Source organism: Planctomycetaceae bacterium, from assembly GCA_039680605.1.
GTDB lineage: Bacteria > Planctomycetota > Phycisphaerae > SM23-33 > SM23-33 > JAJFUU01.
Genome location: JBDKTA010000069.1, coordinates 1 through 22,843, shown reverse-complemented (window position 1 = coordinate 22,843; position 22,843 = coordinate 1). Strand labels below are relative to the sequence as shown.

General features: G+C 64.5%; 21 protein-coding genes. 9 read left to right on the top strand and 12 right to left on the bottom strand.

The window, feature by feature from the left end:
• Positions 1-8 precede the first annotated feature (8 nt).
• Positions 9-407, bottom strand: a complete 399-nt coding sequence (locus ABFD92_20765) for a 6-carboxytetrahydropterin synthase (GenBank protein ID MEN6506974.1) — start codon at positions 405-407, stop codon at positions 9-11.
• 151 nt (positions 408-558) lie between these two features.
• Here ABFD92_20765 and ABFD92_20760 point away from each other — a divergent pair, with 151 nt between their 5' ends.
• From ABFD92_20760 to ABFD92_20750, 3 genes are read left to right on the top strand one after another with little or no spacing between them, the layout of a single operon-like run.
• The gene (locus ABFD92_20760) at positions 559-2,706 is read left to right on the top strand and encodes a hypothetical protein (protein ID MEN6506973.1); all 2,148 of its coding nucleotides are present in this window, start codon (positions 559-561) and stop codon (positions 2,704-2,706) included.
• Between the two features lie 13 nt (positions 2,707-2,719).
• The gene (locus ABFD92_20755; GenBank protein MEN6506972.1) at positions 2,720-2,917 is read left to right on the top strand and encodes a DUF6485 family protein; all 198 of its coding nucleotides are present in this window, start codon (positions 2,720-2,722) and stop codon (positions 2,915-2,917) included.
• A 44-nt stretch (positions 2,918-2,961) separates the two neighbouring features.
• The gene (locus ABFD92_20750; protein ID MEN6506971.1) at positions 2,962-4,455 is read left to right on the top strand and encodes a hypothetical protein; all 1,494 of its coding nucleotides are present in this window, start codon (positions 2,962-2,964) and stop codon (positions 4,453-4,455) included.
• A 143-nt stretch (positions 4,456-4,598) separates the two neighbouring features.
• Here ABFD92_20750 and ruvB read toward each other — a convergent pair whose 3' ends face one another.
• The 5 genes from ruvB to ispF form a co-directional block, all read right to left on the bottom strand.
• The gene (gene ruvB, locus ABFD92_20745) at positions 4,599-5,636 is read right to left on the bottom strand and encodes a Holliday junction branch migration DNA helicase RuvB (protein MEN6506970.1); all 1,038 of its coding nucleotides are present in this window, start codon (positions 5,634-5,636) and stop codon (positions 4,599-4,601) included.
• A gap of 45 nt (positions 5,637-5,681) precedes the next feature.
• On the bottom strand, positions 5,682-6,302 hold the full coding sequence (gene ruvA / locus ABFD92_20740; protein ID MEN6506969.1) for a Holliday junction branch migration protein RuvA: 621 nt from the start codon (positions 6,300-6,302) through the stop codon (positions 5,682-5,684).
• Between the two features lie 188 nt (positions 6,303-6,490).
• Positions 6,491-6,991, bottom strand: coding sequence for a crossover junction endodeoxyribonuclease RuvC (gene ruvC, locus ABFD92_20735; GenBank protein MEN6506968.1), 501 nt, complete (start codon positions 6,989-6,991; stop codon positions 6,491-6,493).
• A 145-nt stretch (positions 6,992-7,136) separates the two neighbouring features.
• Positions 7,137-8,519, bottom strand: a complete 1,383-nt coding sequence (gene cysS, locus ABFD92_20730) for a cysteine--tRNA ligase (protein MEN6506967.1) — start codon at positions 8,517-8,519, stop codon at positions 7,137-7,139.
• 11 nt (positions 8,520-8,530) lie between these two features.
• Positions 8,531-9,013 carry a 2-C-methyl-D-erythritol 2,4-cyclodiphosphate synthase gene (gene ispF, locus ABFD92_20725; protein ID MEN6506966.1) on the bottom strand — a complete coding sequence of 161 codons (483 nt, stop codon included), beginning with the start codon at positions 9,011-9,013 and terminating at the stop codon, positions 8,531-8,533.
• Positions 9,014-9,435: 422 nt separating this feature from the next.
• On the opposite strand from ispF, the gene ABFD92_20720 reads away from it, so the two are divergent.
• Positions 9,436-10,191 carry a B12-binding domain-containing protein gene (locus ABFD92_20720; protein MEN6506965.1) on the top strand — a complete coding sequence of 252 codons (756 nt, stop codon included), beginning with the start codon at positions 9,436-9,438 and terminating at the stop codon, positions 10,189-10,191.
• A gap of 418 nt (positions 10,192-10,609) precedes the next feature.
• Here the strand turns inward: ABFD92_20720 and ABFD92_20715 are convergent, their stop codons facing one another.
• Entirely contained in the window at positions 10,610-12,037 is a 1,428-nt protein-coding gene (locus tag ABFD92_20715; protein ID MEN6506964.1) for an FAD-linked oxidase C-terminal domain-containing protein, read from the bottom strand.
• A gap of 290 nt (positions 12,038-12,327) precedes the next feature.
• On the opposite strand from ABFD92_20715, the gene ABFD92_20710 reads away from it, so the two are divergent.
• Together ABFD92_20710 and ABFD92_20705 are read left to right on the top strand one after the other, a co-directional pair.
• Positions 12,328-13,422 carry an alcohol dehydrogenase catalytic domain-containing protein gene (locus tag ABFD92_20710; GenBank protein ID MEN6506963.1) on the top strand — a complete coding sequence of 365 codons (1,095 nt, stop codon included), beginning with the start codon at positions 12,328-12,330 and terminating at the stop codon, positions 13,420-13,422.
• 164 nt (positions 13,423-13,586) lie between these two features.
• Positions 13,587-14,975: an NCS2 family permease gene (locus tag ABFD92_20705; GenBank protein MEN6506962.1), complete on the top strand. Its 1,389-nt coding sequence runs from the start codon at positions 13,587-13,589 to the stop codon at positions 14,973-14,975.
• A gap of 224 nt (positions 14,976-15,199) precedes the next feature.
• Here the strand turns inward: ABFD92_20705 and ABFD92_20700 are convergent, their stop codons facing one another.
• The 3 genes from ABFD92_20700 to ABFD92_20690 are packed head-to-tail and all read right to left on the bottom strand — an operon-like array spanning position 15,200 to position 18,249.
• Complete coding sequence (locus tag ABFD92_20700; GenBank protein MEN6506961.1) at positions 15,200-16,189, bottom strand: aldo/keto reductase; 990 nt, start codon at positions 16,187-16,189, stop codon at positions 15,200-15,202.
• Positions 16,190-16,226: 37 nt separating this feature from the next.
• A complete protein-coding gene (locus ABFD92_20695) occupies positions 16,227-17,546 on the bottom strand; it encodes a glycoside hydrolase family 30 beta sandwich domain-containing protein (GenBank protein ID MEN6506960.1) in 1,320 nt (439 codons plus the stop codon).
• A 43-nt stretch (positions 17,547-17,589) separates the two neighbouring features.
• On the bottom strand, positions 17,590-18,249 hold the full coding sequence (locus tag ABFD92_20690; GenBank protein ID MEN6506959.1) for a hypothetical protein: 660 nt from the start codon (positions 18,247-18,249) through the stop codon (positions 17,590-17,592).
• Between the two features lie 211 nt (positions 18,250-18,460).
• On the opposite strand from ABFD92_20690, the gene ABFD92_20685 reads away from it, so the two are divergent.
• From ABFD92_20685 to ABFD92_20675, 3 genes are all read left to right on the top strand, one after another.
• A complete protein-coding gene (locus ABFD92_20685) occupies positions 18,461-18,910 on the top strand; it encodes a YkgJ family cysteine cluster protein (protein ID MEN6506958.1) in 450 nt (149 codons plus the stop codon).
• Positions 18,911-18,916: 6 nt separating this feature from the next.
• A complete protein-coding gene (gene hisS / locus ABFD92_20680) occupies positions 18,917-20,200 on the top strand; it encodes a histidine--tRNA ligase (GenBank protein MEN6506957.1) in 1,284 nt (427 codons plus the stop codon).
• Between the two features lie 260 nt (positions 20,201-20,460).
• A complete protein-coding gene (locus tag ABFD92_20675; GenBank protein ID MEN6506956.1) occupies positions 20,461-20,982 on the top strand; it encodes an HYExAFE family protein in 522 nt (173 codons plus the stop codon).
• A gap of 142 nt (positions 20,983-21,124) precedes the next feature.
• On the opposite strand, the gene ABFD92_20670 is transcribed toward ABFD92_20675, so the two are convergent.
• Together ABFD92_20670 and ABFD92_20665 are read right to left on the bottom strand one after the other, a co-directional pair.
• Positions 21,125-21,973, bottom strand: coding sequence for a sulfite exporter TauE/SafE family protein (locus ABFD92_20670; GenBank protein MEN6506955.1), 849 nt, complete (start codon positions 21,971-21,973; stop codon positions 21,125-21,127).
• Between the two features lie 121 nt (positions 21,974-22,094).
• A complete protein-coding gene (locus ABFD92_20665) occupies positions 22,095-22,535 on the bottom strand; it encodes an Rrf2 family transcriptional regulator (protein MEN6506954.1) in 441 nt (146 codons plus the stop codon).
• Positions 22,536-22,843: the final 308 nt, after the last annotated feature.

Sequence of the window (22,843 nt, the reverse complement as noted above, 5' to 3'; positions counted from 1 at the left end):
CTGTCATCCTATGATCGGCTAGTCGGGCCGTCAAGCGACGGGAAAAAGGCCGCCCGGCAGCCGGCGCTTTCAGTCACCTCGACGCGATAGAGCCGCGGCGCCAGGGCGGCGTTGCGGGCAATCTCTTCGGCGAGGAACCGCGCCACGCGCTCGGCGGTGGGGATATCCCCGCCCAGCAGCTTCAGGGCGTTGAGATCCATCCCGTCCATCAGCCCGCACGCCCGCGCCAGGGCGTCTTTGACGACCAGGAAATCCGCGACCATCCCGCTGGTCGCATCGACAGGCCCGCGCAGCGAAACGCTCACCAGCCAGTGATGGCGGTGGGGCGCCTCCATCTCGCCGCTGGGCATCAACACCGCATGCGAGGCCGCGAAGGCGTGATCGACGCTGATTTCATACAAGGCCATAGCGTTGTCCCATTTTAGCGCTGGCGCCGGCCGCGCCGTCACCGTCAGTCGTTCGCGCGGCGAATTACTTGCGGATCATCGCGAGCTTGGCAGCGGTCTGCGCCAATGGTAAGATATGCTCATGTGTCACGCCAGATGCTGGAAAAATGTCATGGCGGTTCTGATGGTGTGGGGGATAGCCGCCGCCACGGCGGCGCCGGTCGCGGCGCAGCAAGGTCCGTGGTGGCCCACGTCGCCGCTGGGGAAGGTCGACCTCAAGAACGTCTATGCCGGCGACCCTCTCGACGAGACCTCGCTGTGGGGCAAGCCCGTCCTGGTGGTGTTCTGGAAGACCAACGATCGTGCCGCACAGAAAGCCCTTGCCGACGCCGACGCGCTGGTGGGGCTCTATCAACGCGCCGGGCTGGTCGGCGTGGGCGGATATCTCGGCCAGGCCGACGATCGCGCCAAGACGGCCCAGGAAGAGGGCGCCAAGGCCCGCCGCCTGACGATCGTGCCGGGCGAGCGGTTCGATCTGAATATCGCCGTCGCGCCGCACATGGCCGTCTACGACTACAACGGGACGCTGGTCTGGCAGGGTTTCCCCGACGCGCAGACCCTCAACAAAAGCGTTGTGCCGCTGCTGACCAAGCTGGCGCGGGAGAACCCCGGCCACCCCGTGCTGGACACGAATTATGAACTGCTGGGGCCGATCGTCGCCAAGATCCGCCGCGACAAGCTCGGCGAGGCGATGGCCGACTGCGCCAAGTGGAAAGACGCCGCCGGCAACGACAACGTCAAGAAGGTCGCCGCCCAGGCGACGCGCCTGCACTCGCGGCTGACGGCGTATGCCTCCTATTTGCAGGGGCAGGCGTCCAAGGCGACGGATAGTTCGCCCGCGCAGGCGATCGAGCTCTACACGCGGCTGTCCAAACTGTTCGCCGGAAGCAGCCTGGGCGACCACGCGCGCAAACGCCTGACGGAACTGGCCGACGATCCGGTCTTCCAGATCAATCGCAAGGCCGAACCGGGGTTTCGCACCATCCAGCGCCTGATCGAGAACAGCCCCCCCCGCCCCAGCGGAGGACCCGAGCGGGAAGCGTGGGACAAAAAATACGCCACCCTCCTGCAGCAGCTCAAAGCCGAAGCGGCCAAGATGGAGGCCGATTACCCCGGCAGCGCTTTGACGCGCAAAGCCAAGGAACTCATCGAGGGCAAGTCTTCCGCCGTTTCCCTGGACGATCTCAAGCTGCCCGGCAATGAGCTCAAAATGCCCGGCGACGACACCGGCGACAGTCTTGCCGGCGCGCCCGCGCGGACCTATCCGCCGCTTCAATGGGCCCAGTCGCCGCTGGCGGCGATGTCCTTCACCGAGGTCTGGGCAGGTCCGGAACTCACTGCCGACGATCTGGTCGGGCAGGTCGTCGTGCTGGTCTTCTATAAACACGACGACCCGGCGGCCATTCGCGGGCTCAACGACGTGGCGCGAGTCGCCAAGGCGTACCGCCGCAACGGCCTGGTCAGCGTGGCGGTGGCCATGGGCGGGCCTCGCGGCACCGCCGTCGACGCGGCGCGGCGGGTCGACTTCCCCTCTACCGTCATTCACGTCGCCAAGGCCAAGGCCGAAGCGGCTGCCCGCACCAAGGCCTATCCTCACGCGGTGGTGTACAACCATCTGGGCCGGGCCGCCTGGCAGGGCGCTCCCGACGACAAGATGCTCGCCAAGATCGTCGAGTGCATCAAGAACCGCCCGGAGTTCCCCATGCTCGACGGGGGGACGTACCCCAACAGTGCGGCCATCGTCTCGCGCATGAAACGCGACCGACTGGGCGACGCGCTGAATGTCGCCCGCAAGTCGCGCGACCAGAGCGGTCCTGCCGGCGTCGAGGCTCGAAAGCTGATGACGTACCTGGAGGCCTACGGCGGATGGCTGCTGCAGCGGGCGCGCATGAACCCGCTGAGTTCCCCGACGGCCACGACCAACCTGATCAGCCGCATCGCGCGCCAGTATGAGGGCACGGAGATCGCCGAGGACGCCCAGCAGCTTCTCAAGAAGCTCGTCGCGCATCCGGAGTTCCTGCGGGAGCGCAAAGCCGAGGCGGCGTTCCTGGTCATTGCCCGCGACATCGAGTCGCTGCCCTCGCGCCCGGCCGGCGGGGCCGAGTCGGAAGACTGGGACCGGCGTTTCGGGCGCCGCGCCGCCGACATCAAGAAGCGGCTTGAAAAGATGAAAGTCGAAAACCCCGAAGCGAACTTCACGCTGCGGGCGGCAGACCTGCTGGAAAAGAGACTCGACGGAAAACCCGAGCTGTTCGAATAAAGGACCCGCCCCCATGGACTGCAAGAAACAAAGCAACAGCACAGACCGCTGCACGTGCAGCTACGACGGATGCGACCGCCGCGGCGTCTGCTGCGATTGCCTGACGTACCACCTCAAGAACAAGCAACTGCCCGCGTGCTGCTTCCCGGCTGAAGTCGAAAAGACCTTCGATCGCAGCTTTAAGGCATTTGCCAAGGCGTGGGATCTGTAAACCATTTCAAAAGCTGCCAAGCCGCAAGCGGCCAAGGAGATCACATGCGAGCGGGAATAGTAGCGCTGCTGGCGCTGGCGTTGCTGTCGCAGTGCGTCGGTGCGGAAGGCCCGCTCGTGAGCGTCGGCGCTGACGGCAAGCTTGTCTACGCGCCGTACACGGATCAGGGCGACTGCATCCCGGACTTCTCCAACTGCGGGTACATGGGCGGTGGCGTGAAACTGCCCCAGGCGCCGGTGCGCGAGACGCTCGTGCCCCAGGCCGGCGACCAGAAGCAGCGCATTCAGGATGCCATCGACAAGGTTGCAGCCCTGCCCGCCGCCGGCGGCCTGCGCGGGGCCGTGCTGCTCAAGAAGGGGCGCTATGAGGTCTCGGATACCATCCACATCCGCACCAGCGGCGTGGTGCTGCGCGGCGAGGAGGGCGCAATCCTCGTGGCCACCGGGCGCAAGAAGCACGCACTGATCGCCATCGCCGGCAGTGGAAAGCCCCAGGAAGTAGGCGGCACCCGCCGCAAGATCTCCCGGAACTACGTACCCGTCGGCTCGCGGACGTTTGCCGTCGAGTCGGCCAAAGGCTTAGCCGTCGGCGACGAAGTGATCGTCGCCCGCCACGGCAACGCGGCCTGGATCGCCGCCATGGGGATGGACAAGCTCAATCGCGGCCCGGACGACGCCGTGAAGAACTGGCCGCCGCAGACGCAGGAATACCGCCGGGTCATTACGAAGATCGAAGGCGACACCGTCACCGTCGACGCGCCGATCACCTGCGCGATCGAAGATCAATGGGGCGGCGGCGAGGTCTACAAGTACCGCTGGCCCGGGCGAATCGAGCAGGTGGGCGTGGAGGGCCTGCGGGCCGAGTCGGTGTTTGAGGGCGACAGCGACGAGAAGCACGCCTGGGACCTGGTGCATCTGTCGTGCGTGCAGGACGCGTGGGTGCGCGATGTGACGGCAGTGCATTTCGCCTATAGCTGCGTGAACGTTGCCGCCACGGCAGGGCGCATCACGGTGCAGGACTGCCGCTGCCTCGACCCGGTCTCAAAGATCACCGGCGGGCGGCGGTACTCGTTCGCGCTGGCCGGGCAACTTACGCTCGTACAGCGATGCACCGCGCGCAACGGGCGGCACGACTTCGTCATGCACTCGCGCGTGCCCGGGCCCAACGCGTTCGTCGACTGCAAGGCCGAGAATTGCCACGCCGACAGCGGCCCGCACCATCGCTGGTCGACCGGCACGCTGTATGACAACGTGACGTGCGGCCCGCTGAACGTGCAGAACCGCCGCCGCAGCGGCACCGGTCACGGCTGGGCCGGGGCGGTGGTGGTCTTCTGGAACTGCACGGCGACGAGTTTGGACTGCCAGAAGCCCCCGACCTCGCAGAACTTCGCCATCGGCTGCATCGCCCCAAAGATAAGCGGCAGAGGCCACATTGAATCCCCCGGCCAGCGCGTCGAACCGCGGAGCCTGTATCTGACGCAGCTCCAGGAGCGGTTGGGCAAAGAGGCGGTCGAGAGTGTGCGCGGCGCGCCGCGTTAGCGGCGGGGCTTGCCCCGCGCGTGTTGCAGCGAGACTCGCTTCGAGCGAGCTTCAGGATTCAGGGAAACAACCGCGTCGAGCAAGCTCGACCGCTAACGCAGCGCATCAACATCGCGCGACGTATTCGCGTGACGCAGCATGGATTATTCCTGCTCGAACAGCGGGGAGTCGTCCGCCGGCGGGGCGCCTTGCACGCCCAGGTGCTTGTAGGCCTTGATCGTCGCCAGGCGCCCGCGGCGGGTGCGAGCCAGCAGGCCCATCTGCAGCAGGAACGGCTCAACTACGTCCACCAGCGTGTCGGTGTCGTCGCCGAGGGTGGCGGCCACGGCCTCGATGCCCACCGGGCCGCCGCGATACGTGTCGATAATGATCCGCAGGAACCGGCGGTCCAGGTCGTCCAGGCCCAGCTCGTCGATGCCTTCGAGTTCCAGCGCCGACTGGACCATCGCCACCGTCAGGCGGCCGTCGCCTTTGACCTGCGCGAAGTCGCGGCAGCGGCGCAGCAGGCGGTTGGCGATGCGCGGGGTTCCGCGGGCGCGCTCGCTGAGCAGCTCGAGCGCGGCTTCTTCATACGCGATGCCCAGCATTCTGGCGCTCATGTGGCCGCGGGCCAGCAGCTCCTGCGGGCTCCAGAAATCGAGGTGGTGCGTGATGCCGAATCGCGTCCGCAGCGGCGGACTGAGCATGCCGCTGCGCGTCGTGGCCCCGATCAGCGTGAAGGGCTTGAGCGGCAGGTTGATCGTGCGGCTGTGCATGCCCGAGTCGACGACGAAGTCGACCTTGAAGTCTTCCATCGCCGGATAGATGTACTCCTCGACGGCCGGGGCGAGGCGGTGGATCTCATCGATGAACAGCACGTCTCGCGTGTCGAGGTTGGTCAAGATGCCGATCAGGTCGCCCGCGCGGGTCAGTGCGGGTCCGGAGGTGACCTTGATGGCGCTGCCCATCTCGTGGGCGATCACGTACGCCAGCGTGGTCTTGCCCAGTCCGGGCGGCCCGTGCAGCAGCACGTGCTCCATCGGTTCGTTGCGCTGTCGCGAGGCGGTGATGGAGATGCGCAGCTTCTCCAGCAGATCGCTCATGCCGATGCACTCGTCCAGCGACTGCGGGCGCAGCGCCCGATTAAGCTGCTCGTCGTCGCCGCCGAGTTCCTCGCCCGATACTATGCGTTCTCTTGCCATGTGTTCTTCAAGCCCAGGGATTGCTATCCCTGGGCGTGCGGGTTATCACAATCCTGTCGCCTTGAGCTTGTACGCCTGCTGAATAATGTCTTCCGCTTTTTGCAGATCCGGCGCGACCGCCAGGACGCGCTGCACCAGCGCCATTGCGTCGACGCGCCGCTCGCCGAGCTGGACCAGCACGGCGATGGCTTCCTCGCCCGCCTGGGGGATCGCCGCTTCGGGCGCCGCCTCGGCGCCGGCGAAGTCTTTCAGCTTCCCGTGCAGGTCGGCGATGATGCGCTCTGCCGTTCGCGGGCCGATCTCCGGCAGCATCGACAGCAGCTTGGCGTCCTTGGCCTGGATCGCCGCGGCGACCTCCGCCGGCCGGCGAATCAGCGCCCGCAGCGCCTTGCGAATGCCGATGCCCTTGACCGTGATGAAGATGCGAAAGAACGCCCGGTCGCCCTCGGCCAGGAACCCGACCAGCCGCGGCGTCTGGCTGCCGTACGCCGGGTCGCCGTCGAGATAGTGGATGGTGTAGAGGACGATCTCCTGCCCGCAGCGGCGGCTGAGGCGCTCGACGTCGAAGCCCGGCACGAGCACCTCGTACCACAGCCCGCCGCCGACATCGACCAGCGCCGACCCGCCGGCCACCTGCTCCAGACGTCCACTGATGCGTGCAATCATGCCCACACGAATATCACGAACGGGAGGAAGAATAAAACAAAAAGCGTTACGTCCACGAATGTCACGAATGACACGAATGGAGAAAAGAGGGAATGATGGAAGGATGGAAGGATGGGATAGTCAGCACACCCCAACATTCCAGCATTCCATTCTTCCTCCCGTTGTTTTCCCCATTCGTGACATTCGTGTCATTCGTGGACGTAACTCCTCCCCGACCCCGCGCACAGGGCGATGGCGATCGCGTCGGCGACGTCTGGCGGTGTCGGCAGTTCCGGCAGCTTGCACACGCTCTGGACGCTTCGCTGCATCTGCAGCTTCGATGCGTGGCCGTTGCCGGTGAGGCTCTTTTTGACTTTGGTGGCGGGCAGGTTCAGCACGGTAATGCCCGCCTGGGCTGCCGCCAGCAGAATCACGCCCCGGGCGTGACCCATCAGCACGCTGGTGAGCGGATGGCCATAGTGCGAGTAGAGCTTCTCGATGGCCACGCAGTCGGGATGGAACTCGGCGATGATCTCTTTCACGTCCGCGTAGATCTGGGCGATGCGGGCGGGCATGTCGGCCTTGGCGACGGTGCGGATGGCCCCGGCCTCGATGATCCGCGGCCCGCCGGCGGCGAAGTCGACGACGCCGTACCCGGTGATGTTTAATCCCGGGTCGATCCCCAGCACGCGATAGGCGGCATCAGACATGGAAACTAATGCTACGGGAAAAGCCTTGGACAGTCACGAGTCTTCAGTCGCGTAATGTGGAGTGCGGCAGCCTTAGCTGCCGCTTTGGTAGTTGTTCGGTGGCGAGAAACTCTCAAAGCGGCAGCTAAGGCTGCCGCACTCCACATCATTTTCGCCGCCAGGTGGTTCCCCCTGCGCTGTCCATGATCTCGACGCCAAGGTCGGCGAGTTGCTTGCGGATTTCGTCGCCGCGTTTGAAGTCTTTGGCTTTGCGGGCGGCGGTGCGCTCGGCGAGCAGGCGCTCAATGTCTGCATCGCAAATCGCCGAGGTATCTTCCTGCATGTCGGCAAGACCCAGGCCCAGCACGCGGTCCATCTCCAGCAGCGTGGCGTACGCATCGGCCGGCGGGGCGGCGATGTCTTTGGCGGCCGCCCACATCGCCGCCAGGGCCTGAGGCATGTTCAGGTCGTCGAATGCTGCCGCCCGGAACGCCTCGAGATGCGCGGCGATGGGCTTGCCTTCCAGCGCTCGCAGGTCCAGCACGATCCGCTTGAGGCGCTTGATCGCGCTGGCGGCCGCGTCGAGGCCTTCCCACGTGAAGGCCAACTGCTGGCGGTAGTGGGCGCCGAGCAGGAAGTAGCGGTACGCCAGCGGGTCGTAGCCTTTGTCGATCAGGGCCTGCAGCGTCAGGAACTCGCCGGAGGATTTTGACATCTTGGCCCCGAACGTCAGGAACTCGCCGTGCATCCACCAGTTGCACCACTTGTGACCCAGGGCCGCCTCGGCCTGGGCGATCTCGTTGGTGTGGTGTACGGCGATGTGGTCGATCCCGCCGCAGTGGATGTCCAGGCGTTCGCCAAGGTACTTCACGGCCATCGCCGAGCACTCGATGTGCCAGCCGGGGAATCCCAGGCCCCACGGGCTGGGCCATTCCATCAGGCGTTTTTGGTCTTTGGGCGAGAACTTCCACAGGGCGAAGTCGGTGGGGTTGCGTTTGCCTTCGACCAGCTCGACGCGGGCGCCGGCCTGGAGACCGGCGATGTTGTCCGGCGCGAGCTTGCCGTAGTCGGGCAGCCTGGACGTGTCGAAGTACACCCCATCGCCGGCGACGTAGGTGTAGCCCTTTTCTTCGAGCGTCTTGACCGTATCGATCTGCTCGGCGATGTGATCGGTGGCTTTGCACCAGACGACCGGCTCGATAATGTTCAGCCGCCCCAGATCCGCCCGGAACGCTTGCCAGTAGAAGTCGGCGATCTCCCAGACGCTCTTGCCCTCGCGGGCGGCGCCGAGTTCCATCTTGTCGGCCCCGGCGTCGGCGTCGCTGACGAGGTGTCCCACGTCGGTGACGTTCATCACGTGCCGCACGTCGAAGCCGGCCACTGCCAACGTCCGCCGCAGCACGTCCTCGAACACGTACGTGCGCAGGTTGCCGATATGCGCGAAGTTGTAGACCGTAGGCCCGCACGTGTAAAGCCGCACCACCGGCGGCTCGACGGGCACGAACTCATCCTTGCTTCGCGTCAGGGTGTTGTAGAGTTTCAGGGCCATTGGGTGTGGCATTATAGTGTTTCCGTCGTCAGCAGCACGGCTGCCATTACGGCGATGCCTTCGCCTCGGCCGATGGCGTCCATGCCTTCGTTGGTCTTGGCCTTGACGCTGACGGCCGCGGTGTCGACGCCGAGTGCCTTGGCGATCGACGCTTGCATCTGCGGTTTGTAGGGCGAGAGCTTGGGCTGCTGGGCGATGATCGTCACGTCGCAGTTGACCACGCGGCAGCCGCTCTGGGCAGCGAGGGAGACGGCGCGGCGGAGGAAGACCTGGCTGTCGGCGCCGGCCCATTGCGGATCGGTGTCGGGGAAGAGTTCGCCGATATCGCCAGCCGCGATTGCGCCGAGAATCGCGTCGGTGATCGCGTGAAGCACCGCATCGGCGTCGCTGTGCCCGGCCAAGCCCAGGTCGTGCTCGATCTGCAAGCCGCCGAGAATCAGCGGGCGCCCGGATACCAGGCGGTGAGAGTCGTAACCCATTCCGATGCGGTTCATGACCAAAGTGTAGCGTCGGTAATAAGTTGGGACAAGAACGAGCCGCTGAAAATTAATCGTGCATGTGTATGACAGGTGGCGACCAGCGCTGCGCCGTGACGAAGTCACTGTACGGGCTGAACCCGCAGCATCGGTGGATGACATGCAGCGGCACGAAGCTTCGTTAGTGCGGTGCATTTTGAGTGATCCCAAGAAAATATTTCGATAATTTTCACCTGCCGGGTCAAGAAAACGCCATTTACTAAAGCAGCAAGTCTCTACTCTGCAATATGTTAGACTATAAAGCGCTCACGCCAATTATCCATATTAACTATCTTACCTATCTTGCCAGAATCGTTGAAGATAAAGAGCCAGCTTTACCGATCCTACCTGTGTGCCGCAAATTACCCAAACTAACACGCGGCGAACGAAAGGAATCTGAGATGAACTTCGTGACGATCTTCAAGCACTACCTGGAAAACGTATTCCAAGGCCGTCGGGCTGAGGCTCGCGAGGTCATCTTCGGCGCACTCGACCGCGGCAACGACGCCGCCAAGCTGCTCAAGCACGTGATCTGGCCGGCGATGGACCAGATCGACAAGCTCTATCGCGGCCACCATATCTCGCTGGTCGTCGAGCACATGGCCACGCGGATCAACCGCACGATGGCCGACCAGCTCCAGGGCGTCCTGCCCCGCGAGCCCAAGACCGGCAAGCGCATGATCATGACCTGCGGCCACGGCGAGAGCGAAGAGCTCGGCGCCCAGATGATGGCCGACCTGTTCGAGGCCAAGGGCTGGAGCGTGTGGTTTGTCGGCTCGGGCGTGCCCGACGACGAGCTGCTGACGCTGGTGGGGCAGACCAAGCCCGACATCCTGTGCATCTACGGCGCCAACCCCGCCGGCGTGCCCAACATCCGCAAGCTCATCGGCCTCATCCGCGAGATCGGCGTCTGCCCGCAGATGCAGGTGCTCGTCGCCGGCGGCGTCTTCAACCGCGCCGAAGGCCTGCATGAAGAAGTCAAAGCCGACCTCTTCGCCGAAGACGTCGTCGAAGCCCTGACTGTCGTCGAGGAGAACCCCGACCGCGTCGAGAAGCCCGACGTCCTCGAGCCCGGCCGCCGCCACAAACGCAAGAACCGCAAGCCCCTGGCCTCGCCCAAGACGCTCGACGCACTGAAGGAACTGGCCTCCGTCTGACGCCCACACGATCATTACCAGAACCCGGCCGCTTGGAGGGGGCGGCCGGGTTCTCTTTATTTACCGAGGGGGATAGTTAGCCGCTGAGGTCGCTGAGGACGCTGAGGAAAGAATTTGACGGGGAAGAAAGGAAAGGCGAGGAGGATGGGAGACGGGGAAGACAGGGAGGACAGGGACGACAGGGAGTGGGGGTGCCACGCACAACTCCGTTGTGCGTGTCCCCGGACCCAATGGATGGCTCATACAGAGCCCAAGTAAATGATCTGCAATCTCATAATCCGCGGCCTGAAAGGCTTTCCGGTTCAGGGGACGGACACGCACAACGGAGTTGTGCGTGGCACCCTGTCGCGGTTTTGCCCCTCATCCCCGTCAACTCTTTCCTCTGCGTCCTCAGCGACCTCAGCGGCTAATTTACCAATCACGCAACGTCGAAAATCTTGCCGGGATTCAGAATGTTGTTGGGGTCCAGGGCCTTTTTGATTGATCGGAGCATGTCCAGGTATTCCGGCGAGACGAAGATCGGCATGTACTGCTTTCGCTTGTGGCCGATGCCGTGCTCGCCGCTGATGCGGCCGCCGAGGCTGGCGGTCAGCTCGTACAGCTCTCGCAGCACCTTGGGCAGCAGCGTCTGCCACTGATCCAGCGGCATGTCGGCGCCTTTGACGATGCGCGTGTGCAGGTTGCCGTCGCCGGCGTGGCCGTAGGCGGGAATGTGTACGCCGTGCGCTGCCGCGATGCGGCCCATGCCTTCCAGCAGTTGCGGGATGCTCGCGATGGGCACGACGAGGTCCTCGTTGGCCTGGTGGGTGGAGATCGTCGCGTACGCCTCGGGGATGTTCTTGCGGACGTTCCAGACGCGTTTGGACGTTGTGGCGTTGTCGGCGACGAACACTTCGCTGGCCCCGGCGGCCTGGCAGAACTTGCCGATGCTCTCGTAGTCGCGCGTGACCTGCTCCTGGTCGGGTCCGTCCAGGGTGATCAGCAGCATCGCCCCGGCGTCTTCGTAGGGCAGCGTCTCGTTGAGGTAGCGGCAGGCCATGCGGATCGACTGCTGGTCCATGAACTCGATGGCCGCAGGGACGATCCCGCTGCCGGTCATGATGGCCGGGACGGCTGCGATGGCCGCGGCGGCGGTCGGGAACAGGCACAGCAGGTCGACGCTGGCCTTGGGCACCGGCAGCAGCTTGAGCGTGATCTTCGTGAACACCCCCAGCGTGCCCTCCGAGCCGATCATCAGGCCGATCATGTTGTAGCCGGTGACGTCCTTGATGAGCTTGCCGCCCAACTCGACGATCTGACCCGTCGGCGTGACCATCTCGATGCCGGTGACGTAGCGGGCCGTCACGCCGTACTTGACGGCCTTGCCGCCGCCGGCGTTCTCGGCGACGTTGCCGCCGATGAAGCACGTCTCGAGGCTCATCGGGTAGCCGGCGTAGAACAGGCCCAGCGGCATGACGGCGTCGTTGATAGCCGAGGTGACGACGCCGGGCTCGACGACGACCATCATGTTTTCGCGGTCGATCTCGAGAATGCGGTTCATCCGGTCCGTCAGCAGCACGATGCCCCCGTGCAGCGGGACCGCTCCGCCGGAGAGTCCGCTGCCGGCCCCGCGGGGCGTCACGGGCACGCGGCAGCGATTGGCCAGTTGCATGATCGCCACGATCTGCTGGGCCGAATCCGGCCGCACCAGCGCCTCGGGCATGGAGGCGTAGTGGCGGTCGGGCACTTCGTCGTGCGAGTAGGGCTCGAGCTTGTCAGCGTCGCCAAAGACGACATTAGCTGCGCCCACGATGGCGCGCAGCTCGTCGGCAATCGATTCGGTCAGCGGGTTGTACGTGTCAGGCATAGGGTTATTTTATAGCAAGGTCGGGGAGGTTACGTCCACGAATGTCACGAACCTGTCCGCCGTAGCCTTGGCGAAGGCGGATGGCACGAATGGGGACGGGATCGGGGACAGGATTGAGATGGTCGTGTTTTTGTTAGCGGTCGAGCTTGCTCGACGGGTTTTTTCCCCACCGTAACAACTGCGCGGGGCAAGCTCCGCCGCTAACGAAATAATAGAGCATCTTCTCTTTGCTTTCTCATTCGTGCGCAACTCCTCTTGTTTTTTTCCGGTTGTTGGAAGACCATACGCTCATGAAAGCAGCTTTTCTGACAGGCATACGCGAGATGGAAGTCCGCGACGCGCCGGTCCCGGCGATCGGCGGCGAGCATGACGTTCTGCTGGCCGTCGACACCGTCGGCGTCTGCGGCAGCGACGTCCACTATTACAACGAAGGGCGCATCGGCAGCATGGTCGTCGAGTACCCGTGCATGACCGGGCACGAGTGCAGCGGCGTGGTTGTCGAGACGGGGCGCGCGGTGGCCAACGTCAAAAGCGGCGACCGCGTCGCGATCGACCCGCTGATCGTCTGCGGGAAGTGCGACCAGTGCCGCTCCGGCCGGCGGCACACCTGCCGCAACCAGCACTTCCTGGCCTGCCCGGGGCAGGGGCCCGGCGCGCTGGCCGAATACCTCGTCATGCCCGATTACTGCTGCTTTCCGCTGCCGGACAACGTGGACCTCGTGCAGGCGGCGCTGTGCGAACCGCTCTCGGTGGGCCTGTATGCGCACCGGCTCTCGACGCTGGTGGCACAGCCTTTCCAGGCTGTGAACTCAGAGAAACATCAGGGACACAGGCTGGAAAGCCTGTGCCACGTGGCCATTCTCGGCTGCGGACCTATCGGCCTGTCGGTGCTGGCGGCGATCCGTGCCGCGGGCGCGCCGGTGAAGGTGTACATGACCGACCTGCTGGACGAGCGCCTGGCCTTCGCTCGGCGATTCGGGGCGGACTGGACGGGCAATGCCCGCACCGGCGACGTCGTCGAGCAGATCGTCCGCCTGCAGCCGCAGGGGCTGGATGTGGTGTTCGAGTGCTCGGGCGAGCAGGACGCCATCGACGCCGGCGTGCGAATGCTCAAGCCCGGCGGGCAGCTCGTGCTGATCGGCATTCCCAAGGTCGACCGCGTGAGCCTGGTGATCGACCTGGCGCGGCGCAAGGAACTGTCTATCCAGAACGTCCGCCGCCAGAACGAATGCGTGCAGGCCGCCATCGACCTTGTTGCCGCCGGCCGCGTGGACGTGCGCCCGATGGCGACGCATCATTTTCCGCTCTCGCGCGTGAAGGACGCTTTCGACCTGGTGCAGAACTATCGCGACGGCGTGATCAAGGCCATGGTGCATGTGAAGTAGCATGGGCGAATGGGTGCCACGCACAACTCCGTTGTGCGTGTCCCTGAATGCTCAAAGCCGCGGGGCATTGGAATGAAAGACGCGGGCGAGACGCCCGCGACACGAAGAGCATGGGCGGGACGCCCATGCCACAAGGCAAGAGGGCGCGGGTTGAGGAGCCGGACATGTTTGACATTCGACAGCGGGGCAGCACTGTCGGCCGCGAGGTTATCGGCGGCGTCACGACCTTCGCGGCCATGAGCTACATCATTTTCGTTCAGGCGGCCGTGCTGGGGTTTGGGGCCAAAATGGATGTCGGCGGCGTGATCATGGCCACGTGCCTGTCCGCCGCGGCGGCGTGCGTGCTGATGGGGCTGCTGGCCAACTACCCCATCGCCCTGGCGCCGGGCATGGGCGAGAACTTCTTCTTTGCCTTCACCATCGTGCCGGCGGCCGCCACGTGGGGCCTGGGCGCGAGTTGGCCGATGGCGCTGGCGATGACGGCAGTGAGCGGCGTGCTGTTCCTGGGCCTGGCGTTTTTCGGGTTCCGCTCGAAGGTGCTCAACGCGATCCCGGATTCGCTCAAGAGCGGCATCGCCGCGGGCATCGGGCTGTTCATCGCGGTGATCGGCTTCAACATGGGCAACCTCGTCGAGACCGGCGGGGCGCTGGTCCGCCTGCCCAAGCTCAGCGGCAATCCGGTCGCCTGGCTGACGCTGATAGGCCTGGCCATTGTACTGATCCTGATGGCGCTGCGTCTGCGCGGGGCGATCCTGCTGAGCATTCTGATCACGGCGGGGGCGGCCTTGCTGATGGGGCGTCTGGGCTGGGTCGCGTTCGAGTGGTGCGGAAATCCCGTTGCCCACCCCGAAGGCCTGGGCGCAACGGCCGGGGCGGTGCTTGGCGGAATGACCGATCTGTGGCAGGCATGCCGCAGCCACCTGGTCGAGGTCATCACGTTCGTCTTCGTGCTGCTGTTCATGGACCTCTTCGACACCATCGGCACGCTGGTGGGCGTGGCCAAGCGGGCGGGGTTGATGACGCCCGACGGTCGCCTGCCCCGGGCCGAACACGCCCTGGTCGCCGACGCGGCCGGCACGATCATCGGCGCGGGCCTGGGCACCAGCACCGTCACGAGTTACATCGAGTCGATCACCGGCATCACCGCCGGGGCCCGCACCGGCCTGGCCGCCATCGTCAGTGGGGTTCTGATGGCCGCGGCGATCTTCTTCATCCCGCTGGCGCGGATGATCGGGCAGGGCATCCCTGTCGATGTCGGCGGCGCGACGGTCTTCAAGAACCCGATGATCGCCCCGGCGCTGATCGTCGTGGGCTCGATGATGCTCCGCACGCTGCGCGAGATCGACTGGGACGACGCCACCGAGTTCATCCCGGCGTTCCTGACGATGGTCGCCATGCCGATGTCGTTCAGCATTGCCACCGGAATCGCTGTTGGGCTGGTATCGTACGCGCTGGGCAAACTCGCCACCGGCCGATGGCGGCAGTGCCCGGCGCTGGTCTACGTTTTCGCCGCACTGATGGTCGCCCGGTACGTCCTGGCGCCCGACATGTAGCAAGAGCTACGTCCACGAATGTCACGAACCCGTCCGCCGTAGCCTTGGCGAAGGCGGATGACACGAATGGGGAAAAGCAAGAGGAATGCTGGAAGAATGGAATATTGGAGAGATGCCCAAGCGGGTGCTTTCCATCATCCCATCATTCCATCATTCCAATCTTCCTCCCGTCGTTTTCCCATTCGTGCAATTCGTGACATTCGTGGACGTAGCCTCCCCGAACCTTACTGCGGCGTACCCAGCGCCTCCACGTCGGCTCGCATCCGCTTGAGCGTCGCCGCGTCGAGCACCAGGTCGCCGGCGCCGGCGTTGTCGGCGATGTGTTTGGCCTTTCGCGCGCCGCAGAGGACGAACGTCAGACCGTCCTGCTGCAGCGTCCAGGCGATCACGAGCTGTGCCAGCGTGCAGTTGTATTTCTTGAGCAGGTCCTTCCAGCCGGCAAGCATGTCCAGGACCTTCTTGCGATTAACCGGCGCCAGCCAGGGCAGGTTGTTGCGATACTCGCCCTCGCTGAACTTGCTGTCCATCGTGATCGCCCCGGCCAGCAGGCCCTGCTCCAGCGGCGAATACGCCAGGGTGGCGATGCCGTTCTTGCGGCAGTAGGGCAGCACGTCGCCCTCGATGTATCGGTCGAGCATGCTGTAGCGCGGCTGATTCGAGTCGATGCGTCCGACCTTGAGGTACTCGTCCATCTGGGCCGGCGAGCAGTTCGACACGCCGATGGCCTTGATCTTGCCGGCCTTATGCAGGTCCATCAGGCAGCCCATCGTCTCGGCGATGGGGGTAGCGCCGGGGCCTTCCTCCTGCCAGTGCGTCTGGAGCAGATCGATCACGTCGGTGCCCAGGCGCTGCAGGCTCTCCTCGACCTCGATGCGGATCGTCTCGGGCTTGAGGCACCGCCGCACGGTGCGCCCTTCGCTCTGGAAGAACTCGAACCCGCGCTCGTCTTTCCACCACAGCCCGCACTTGGTGGCCAGCACGACCGCGTCGCGCCGCCCCTTGATGGCCCGGCCGACGACTTCTTCGCTGCGCCCAAAACCATACACCGGCGCGGTGTCGATGAGCGTGACGCCCAGGTCCAGCGCCGCATGCACGGCGCGGATCGATTCCTCGTCATCCGTCTTGCCCCACCAGGGCCCGCCGCCGATGGGCCATGCGCCCAGGGCGATCACCGATGCCTGAATACCCGACTTGCCGATTTCACGATGTCGCATGATCAGTCGCTCCTTGCTGCAATAGTAATCTGTCGAATCATAGCTCGACGGCCACCAGGGATTGTCCCGGGATCTGCACCTCGACCGGCGGGCGGTTGTCGATGCAGAAGGTGGCCTTCTTGGCGTTGGCGGTGTTGTAGAGTACGGCCGTGATCTTACCGTCAGGCGCCTGGAACGCCGTCACGCGGCGCAGGTGCAGGCAGTGTGTCGGCAGGCGGCGGCTGCCGGCGGGAATGGCCCGCGAGAGCAGCTTCATCACGTCCAGGTCCGGGCCGTATTGGAAATTGCCTGCCGCGCGGTCGACGACCACCAGCGAGTTCTGCCGCCAGCCCCAGCCGCTCTGGCCGGTCTCGTTGAGGATCATGTTCCAGTACGTGAAATTATCGCAGCCGGCGGTGATGAAGTCCCACACGTCCTCGTACAGCGCCGCGGCCTCGACGGGGCGGTTGAGCCCCATGTGGCAGTGCGATTCGGTGTGCATCATCCGCAGGCCAGGCCGCACGCGCACGAGGTCGACCATCTTCTCGGGCAGCTCGTACTGGAAGCCCAGGCCGCTGATGACGGCCGCAAAGGCGTCGTCGCGCAGGGCGTGGAAGGGGTACAGCCCGCCCAGGCGCGTGTGCGTGCCGGCCCAGATCTCCGTCGTCAGCCCCGCGGCCTTGAGCTCGGGGGCGAGGTACTCGACGGCCAGCTTGTTCATCTGCTCCGGCGGCATGGTGCAGGTAGGATAGCCCTTGCCGCACTCGGGCTCGTTCTGCAGCACCAGGCGCGTGATGGCGATGCCCTCGGCCGCATACGCCTGCACGAACATGCGCAGATATTTCGCGTAGGCGGCGTAGACGCGAGGCTCTTCGATCAGCTTTCCGCCGCCGGTCATCTGGCCGTTGACCTTGAGCCATCCCGGCGGGCTCCACGGCGAGGCGTGCAGTTTCAGCTCCGGGTTGATCCTGAGCGCCGCCTGGATGAACGGGACGAGGCTCTTCCTGTCGCGATCGAGATTAAAGTGCTTCATCTCGTAATCGCCGACGGTGTCGTTGAGGCTGTACGCGTCGGTGGCGAAGTCGTTGGCGCCGACGGGCACTCGACAGAACGTGAACCGAGCGCCATCGCGCCCGAAGAGCTGCTGCATAATCTCGTCCTGCCGCCCCTGCGGCAGCGCAGCGAGGGCCTGGTACCCGATCTCGCTGAACGCCCCGCCGAGCCCGGCCATCGTCTGAAACGCCGGCTCGGTGAGAATGTCCAGCCGGATATCCTGGTGGCAGACCTCCTTGGCGTCCCACATGTGCTCGAACCGCACATCCTCAACCGCCGGCCACCCGCCCTCAATCGCCAACGACATCGCACTTACATCCGCCATGAATGACTCCTTCGCATTGATCAAGTCCGCGTGAAGGGAGGTACTATAACTGAAACCCTCCACGCACGCACCAGTGTGACAGGAAGGCTGAAGATGCCACGCCGACAGCGGCAGGGGCTCTAGCTTCTGCCTCGTCCGGAAGCCGAAGCCGGTTGCGACGCGGAGACTGCCGGTTGCGATTGTTCTTGAGGTCGCTCTGGGTTGAGATGATGAGAATGCCGTCATCAAGATGAAACCCAAGAGTCGCTGAGGGGCGGGCTGCTGCCAGAATCTGGGGCAGGGCATCTTCCATAGAAATGTCTTTAAGCTTGATCGTGATAAGACTGCCAGGAGTAACTCCAGCTTTGGCCAATGCATCCCACCGCGCATCGATGCTCACACCGGACAAATCCCTAATGAATTGAACGACATCCTTGAACTCGTTTTTCTCGATGTCCAATTCCCTAATCTTCTCCTTCAGGCGCGCCTTGATCGCTCTGTCTCTTTCCACGGGATCTGCCGCCGGATAGGTTGTCCTAAGGGAGCGTAAGTGCCGCCAGTCAAGCTCGCTCCACCATGGATTTTCGGTTCGACTCGATGCCGAAGTTGGGGCGGTGGCGGGGGAAGGGGGCGCAGCGGCAGATTGAGTCCAGTCGCCGGTACCTTGAAGAATCAATAGGAGGACAAATGCGGTTGTGACCCACACGACACGTCTTGCCGTCATTGCAGTTCCCCTTGCAGCAACAGAATCCCATGTTTGCCCGGCGTTGCAGGCCGGTAACAGTGTACCTTCGCCCGCACCGGCGGGAAATAATGAATCCGCGCAAAAGCGGCACTGCCGGAGCATGCCTTGTCCCCGCCGCAGGAGTTTCCTATAATCCGTCCTTGATCTTTACCTCCTTCTTCTCTGTGCCTTTGTGGTGGAGTTTTTGGATATGAGCAAGATGTGTCAGAAATGCGGCGGGAAGTGCTGCCGCTACTTTTGCTTTCAGATTGACGAGCCCGACAGTTTCGAAGAGTTCGAGGATGTCCGCTGGTACCTCCTGCACGAGGGCGTCAGCGTGCATATCGACGAGGGCGACTGGTTCATCTCCATCGCCAATCGCTGCAAGCTGCTCGGCGACGATAACCGCTGCGGCGACTACGCCGGGCGGCCGCTGATCTGCCGGAGATACGACCCCAAAGAGTGCGACTTCACCGATAACGAGTACGGCTACGAGCAGGAGTTCCTCACGCCCGAGCAGCTCGACGCGTACGCGCGCCAGACGCTGGGCGAGGAGGTCTACCTCCGCCAGCAGCAGCGCCAGCGGGCCAAGCTCGACAAGGCGCACCACTGCGACCCGGTCGTTGCCGCCACCGCCAAAAAGCCCGCCAAGGGCAAGTGAGCGATCATGGACTTTCAGGCCGTCAAGGGAACGCGGGACTTCTATCCCGATGAAATGCGCCTCCGCAACTGGATCGTCGACGCGTGGCGCCGCGTCTCGCTGCGCAACGGGTTCGAGGAATACGACTCGCCGATCTTCGAGTACCTCGACCTGTTCACCGCCAAGAGCGGGCAGGAGATCGCCGGACAGCTCTTCTCCTTCACCGACCGCGGCGGGCGCAGCCTGGCGATTCGCCCGGAGATCACGCCCGCGCTGGCCCGCATGGTCAACGCCCGCGTCAACGCTCTGCCGCGGCCGATCAAGTGGTTCTCCGCCCCGCGACTCTGCCGCGCCGAGAATCCCCAGAAGGGCCGCCTGCGAGAGTTCTTCCAGTGGAACATCGATGTCATCGGCTCCGATGACACCCTCGCCGACGCCGAGTGCATATTCACGGCCGTCGACTTCTTGCGCGAAGTGGGCTTGGCGCCAACCGACGTGCAGGTGCGAATCGGCAGCCGCCCGCTGACGGTGGCGGCGCTGAAAGCCTCGGGCGTGACTGACGACAAGATCGACCCCGCGCTGGCCGTGCTGGACAAGCGCGCCAAGATCGAAGACGCCGAGTTCGTGCGTCTGGCCAAGGCCGCCGGTCTGAGCGACTCGCAGATCGACTCCGCGCGGCGGTTCCAGGACTGCCCGGCCTGCGCCGACGTGGGCAATCTGCTCGAAGGGGTCGAGGGCGTCGCCGCGGCCGTGGCGAACCTGCAGGAGCTGCTCTCGCGCCTGTCGGTGATGGGGGCGGCGGAGTACTGCAAGCTGGACCTGGGCGTGGTTCGCGGCCTGGCGTACTACACCGGCGTGGTGTACGAGGTGTTCGACGCCGGGCAGTCGCTGCGGGCCATCGCCGGCGGCGGGCGATACGACAATCTGCTGCAGGTGCTCGGCGGGCCGGCCCTGGGCGCCACCGGATTCGGCATGGGCGACGTGGTGCTGGGCATCCTGCTGGCCGAGAAGGGCAAGCTGCCGGCCCTGGGCGGGCAGTTGGACTTCTTCGTCATCGACGCCGAGGGGACGTTCGAAAAAGCCCTGGCGGTGGTGGGGGCGCTGCGAGGCAAAGGCCTCTCTGCCGACTTCAGCTACAAGCGCCAAGCCATCGGCAAACAGTTCAAGCAAGCCAGCCAGCGCGGCGCCAAGTTCGCGGCGATCATCGAGCCCGACGGCGGCGTGACGGTGAAGGACCTGACCGCCGGGACGCAGACCAAGCGCGGGTTGGATGAGTTTCTGGCTGAGCCCGTGGCACGGGCGAAGCAGTAGCACGGGCGTCTCGCCCGTGAGTCCCACGACCGTCCCGGCCGTGGCGTGGCATACTTCGTGTCGCGGGCGTCTCGCCCGCGCGTACCGAGGGCATCTTGCCCTCGTCCCCGTGCTTCACCTCCACGCCGCGGGCGGGACGCCCGCGGTACGCGCGGACGGGACGTCCGCGACACGAACAACCTGCATGGGCGAGACGCCCATGCTACTTCGAACTTCGTACTTCGATCTTCGAACTCCCCGCGGTATAGTCTCCTGCGCACATGACGCGCCGGGCCGATCATTACGAGACTGCGTTTGAAGACTACCTTCGTTCCAAGGGGTGGCCGTACGTTGCCGTCGATCAGGCCAAGAAGGCCATCTTCACCGAGGCGGCGGTCAAGAGTTTCGACTTCCTGGTTTACAGCCAGTCCGGGCCTAACCTGCTGGTGGACGTGAAGGGGCGGAAGTTTCCCGACGCGGTCCCCGGCCGCAAGAGGGGCAACACGCGGGCGTGGGAGAACTGGATCACGCGAGACGACGTCGAGGGGCTGACGGAGTGGGAGAAGGTCTTCGGCCAGGACTTCCAGGCTGTGATCGTGTTTGCGTACTGGCTGCAAGGCCCGCCGCAGAGGAGCCCGTTTCAAGACGTTCACCTGTTCCGCCAGCGGCAGTACGCGTTCGTGGCCGTCCCGCTGCGCGATTACGCCGCCCTCGCGCACCCGCGCAGCGCCAAGTGGCAGACCCTCTCCATGCCCTCGGCAGACCTGGCCAAGGCCGCCCGCGACATGGCGACGTTCCTTTGAAGGGGATGAGGCGGATGGATGGATGGATGGATGGATGGATGGATGGATGGGTGCCATGGCGGGCGTTTCTCACCCGCCATGTCCCTGACGGATTCGCGAACATGGCGACCCGCCAAACAACCGCGCGGAGCAAGTTGCGCCGCTAATATGCCACGAACGTCTTGATCAGGGTCAGGGCGCCGAGCAGGATGCACGCGATGCTGATGGCGACCTTGAGCCCTTGCGGATGCGCCCGTTTGACTGCCGCGGCGCCCAGCGGCACCGACAGTACCGCTCCGATGCACAGGCACAGCACCAGCGGCCACTGGCTCACGCTGTGGGTGAGCAGGTACAAGCCGAACCCGACGATGGAGGTGAGGCTCTTGCATAACGAAGTGATGGCGACGGCGTTGCGCCCCTCGACGCCGGTAATAATCTGCCCGCCGGTGATGATCGCCCCGTACCCGCCGCCGCTGAGCCCCTTGTTGAACGAGGCCACCAGGCTCAGCCCCGCCAGGCGACCGATGGACAGCGCCCGCTGCGTGTGACGCGAGGCCAGGAGGTAGACGCCCGTAGCCGCCACCAGCGAACCGATATAGATCTCCAACGCCATCTTGTTGATCTTGACAGCCAGCAGCACCGCCAGGCCCGTGCCGGCGATGCTCGTAAAGGCAATGAACAGAGCGATCTTCAAGTCCATCGGCAGCGCATGGCGCAAGATCCGCATTGCACCTGCGCCCGCCGGGGCCGCGGCGGTCGCCATGGCCAGGCTGTGCGGAATCAGCCGCGCATTGCCGGCTCGATGGTGCGCCAGGGCTGCCAGAAGGCCCGGTCCCAGTTCGCTGGCCAGCACGGCCGGCACGATCGCCAGCGGCTCAAAGCCCGCCAGCAACAGCACCGGCGTCAACGCCGTCCCGTAACCCATGCCGATCGAGGTATCGAGAAACTTGGCGATGAAGGCCGTCCCGGACAGCACCAGCAGCAGCGTCAGAGGGTCAGCAAGCCCGAGCATGGAGATCCTCCGTGCCCCGGCAAGTGTCGAGCGTTCGTGCTCTGCCTCCCAGGATGTATCGCAAGCTGCGGATAGTTCTGCCTCCGGCAAAGGCGGGCTTCTCACCCGGCAAGGACTGCATTTAGATGGTGTACATCGGCATCTGGCTGGCCAAAGCCGACCGCTCTTCCTCGACCAGGTCGTGCAGAGTCGTGCTGTCATAGACCCCCGCCAGCGACTCGGCCGCCCGTTGCCAAAGATTGCCCAACGCGGTGCCTCCGCGGGAGGCGGCCTCGACCGCGCCAGCGGCCACGGCAGGGGCAATCTCCCCGTCGATCAGGCGGATGATCTGCCCGACGGTGATGTCGCGGGGGTCCATCGCCAGGACGTACCCGCCACGCACACCGCGGCGCGAGTCGACGATCCCGCCGCGTTTCAGCTCGACCAGGATGCCCTCGAGGAACCGCAGGGGCGCCTTTTGCGATACCGCGATCTCGGCAATGGTCGTCACACCCTGATCTTGCCTCATCGCCAGCTCAAACATCGCCCGCAACGCGTGATTGCATTTTTGTGATACGGTCATATCGATACTCGCTAATAACGATAGAGAATAGCGTGTATGTGCCAGCAGGTCAACAGAATTCACGGATATTCTTTTGGGGGGAAGCGATGTGAGCGACCGGATTTCCTGGCAGGAAATCCGGTCGCTCACAGAGCGGGAGAAAGTAGTGAGTAGAGAGGAGAAAAAGCGGCCAACGCCTTATCAGACCTGCCATCGCGGCCTATCGCCCGGACTTCTCCCGCGGTCTACTCTCAACTTTCTACTCTCTGGCAGTCGTAACAGGTTGCAGATATATAAGCTGCGGTGTGCCAGAAAAGAATGTCGCTCAC

Excerpts from the sequence above, each read along its gene's own strand:
- ruvC (MEN6506968.1), bottom strand. The coding sequence starts at position 6,991 with ATGTCTGATGCCGCCTATCGCGTGCTGGGGATCGACCCGGGATTAAAC.
- cysS (MEN6506967.1), bottom strand. The coding sequence starts at position 8,519 with ATGGCCCTGAAACTCTACAACACCCTGACGCGAAGCAAGGATGAGTTC.
- ABFD92_20720 (MEN6506965.1), top strand. The coding sequence starts at position 9,436 with ATGAACTTCGTGACGATCTTCAAGCACTACCTGGAAAACGTATTCCAA.
- ABFD92_20700 (MEN6506961.1), bottom strand. The coding sequence starts at position 16,189 with ATGCGACATCGTGAAATCGGCAAGTCGGGTATTCAGGCATCGGTGATC.
- ruvB (MEN6506970.1), bottom strand. The coding sequence starts at position 5,636 with ATGGCAAGAGAACGCATAGTATCGGGCGAGGAACTCGGCGGCGACGAC.
- ruvA (MEN6506969.1), bottom strand. The coding sequence starts at position 6,302 with ATGATTGCACGCATCAGTGGACGTCTGGAGCAGGTGGCCGGCGGGTCG.
- ABFD92_20675 (MEN6506956.1), top strand. The coding sequence starts at position 20,461 with ATGACGCGCCGGGCCGATCATTACGAGACTGCGTTTGAAGACTACCTT.
- hisS (MEN6506957.1), top strand. The coding sequence starts at position 18,917 with ATGGACTTTCAGGCCGTCAAGGGAACGCGGGACTTCTATCCCGATGAA.
- ABFD92_20665 (MEN6506954.1), bottom strand. The coding sequence starts at position 22,535 with ATGACCGTATCACAAAAATGCAATCACGCGTTGCGGGCGATGTTTGAG.
- ABFD92_20685 (MEN6506958.1), top strand. The coding sequence starts at position 18,461 with ATGAGCAAGATGTGTCAGAAATGCGGCGGGAAGTGCTGCCGCTACTTT.
- ABFD92_20695 (MEN6506960.1), bottom strand. The coding sequence starts at position 17,546 with ATGGCGGATGTAAGTGCGATGTCGTTGGCGATTGAGGGCGGGTGGCCG.
- ABFD92_20705 (MEN6506962.1), top strand. The coding sequence starts at position 13,587 with ATGTTTGACATTCGACAGCGGGGCAGCACTGTCGGCCGCGAGGTTATC.
- ABFD92_20760 (MEN6506973.1), top strand. The coding sequence starts at position 559 with ATGGCGGTTCTGATGGTGTGGGGGATAGCCGCCGCCACGGCGGCGCCG.
- ispF (MEN6506966.1), bottom strand. The coding sequence starts at position 9,013 with ATGAACCGCATCGGAATGGGTTACGACTCTCACCGCCTGGTATCCGGG.
- ABFD92_20690 (MEN6506959.1), bottom strand. The coding sequence starts at position 18,249 with ATGACGGCAAGACGTGTCGTGTGGGTCACAACCGCATTTGTCCTCCTA.
- ABFD92_20755 (MEN6506972.1), top strand. The coding sequence starts at position 2,720 with ATGGACTGCAAGAAACAAAGCAACAGCACAGACCGCTGCACGTGCAGC.
- ABFD92_20715 (MEN6506964.1), bottom strand. The coding sequence starts at position 12,037 with ATGCCTGACACGTACAACCCGCTGACCGAATCGATTGCCGACGAGCTG.
- ABFD92_20765 (MEN6506974.1), bottom strand. The coding sequence starts at position 407 with ATGGCCTTGTATGAAATCAGCGTCGATCACGCCTTCGCGGCCTCGCAT.
- ABFD92_20710 (MEN6506963.1), top strand. The coding sequence starts at position 12,328 with ATGAAAGCAGCTTTTCTGACAGGCATACGCGAGATGGAAGTCCGCGAC.
- ABFD92_20750 (MEN6506971.1), top strand. The coding sequence starts at position 2,962 with ATGCGAGCGGGAATAGTAGCGCTGCTGGCGCTGGCGTTGCTGTCGCAG.
- ABFD92_20670 (MEN6506955.1), bottom strand. The coding sequence starts at position 21,973 with ATGCTCGGGCTTGCTGACCCTCTGACGCTGCTGCTGGTGCTGTCCGGG.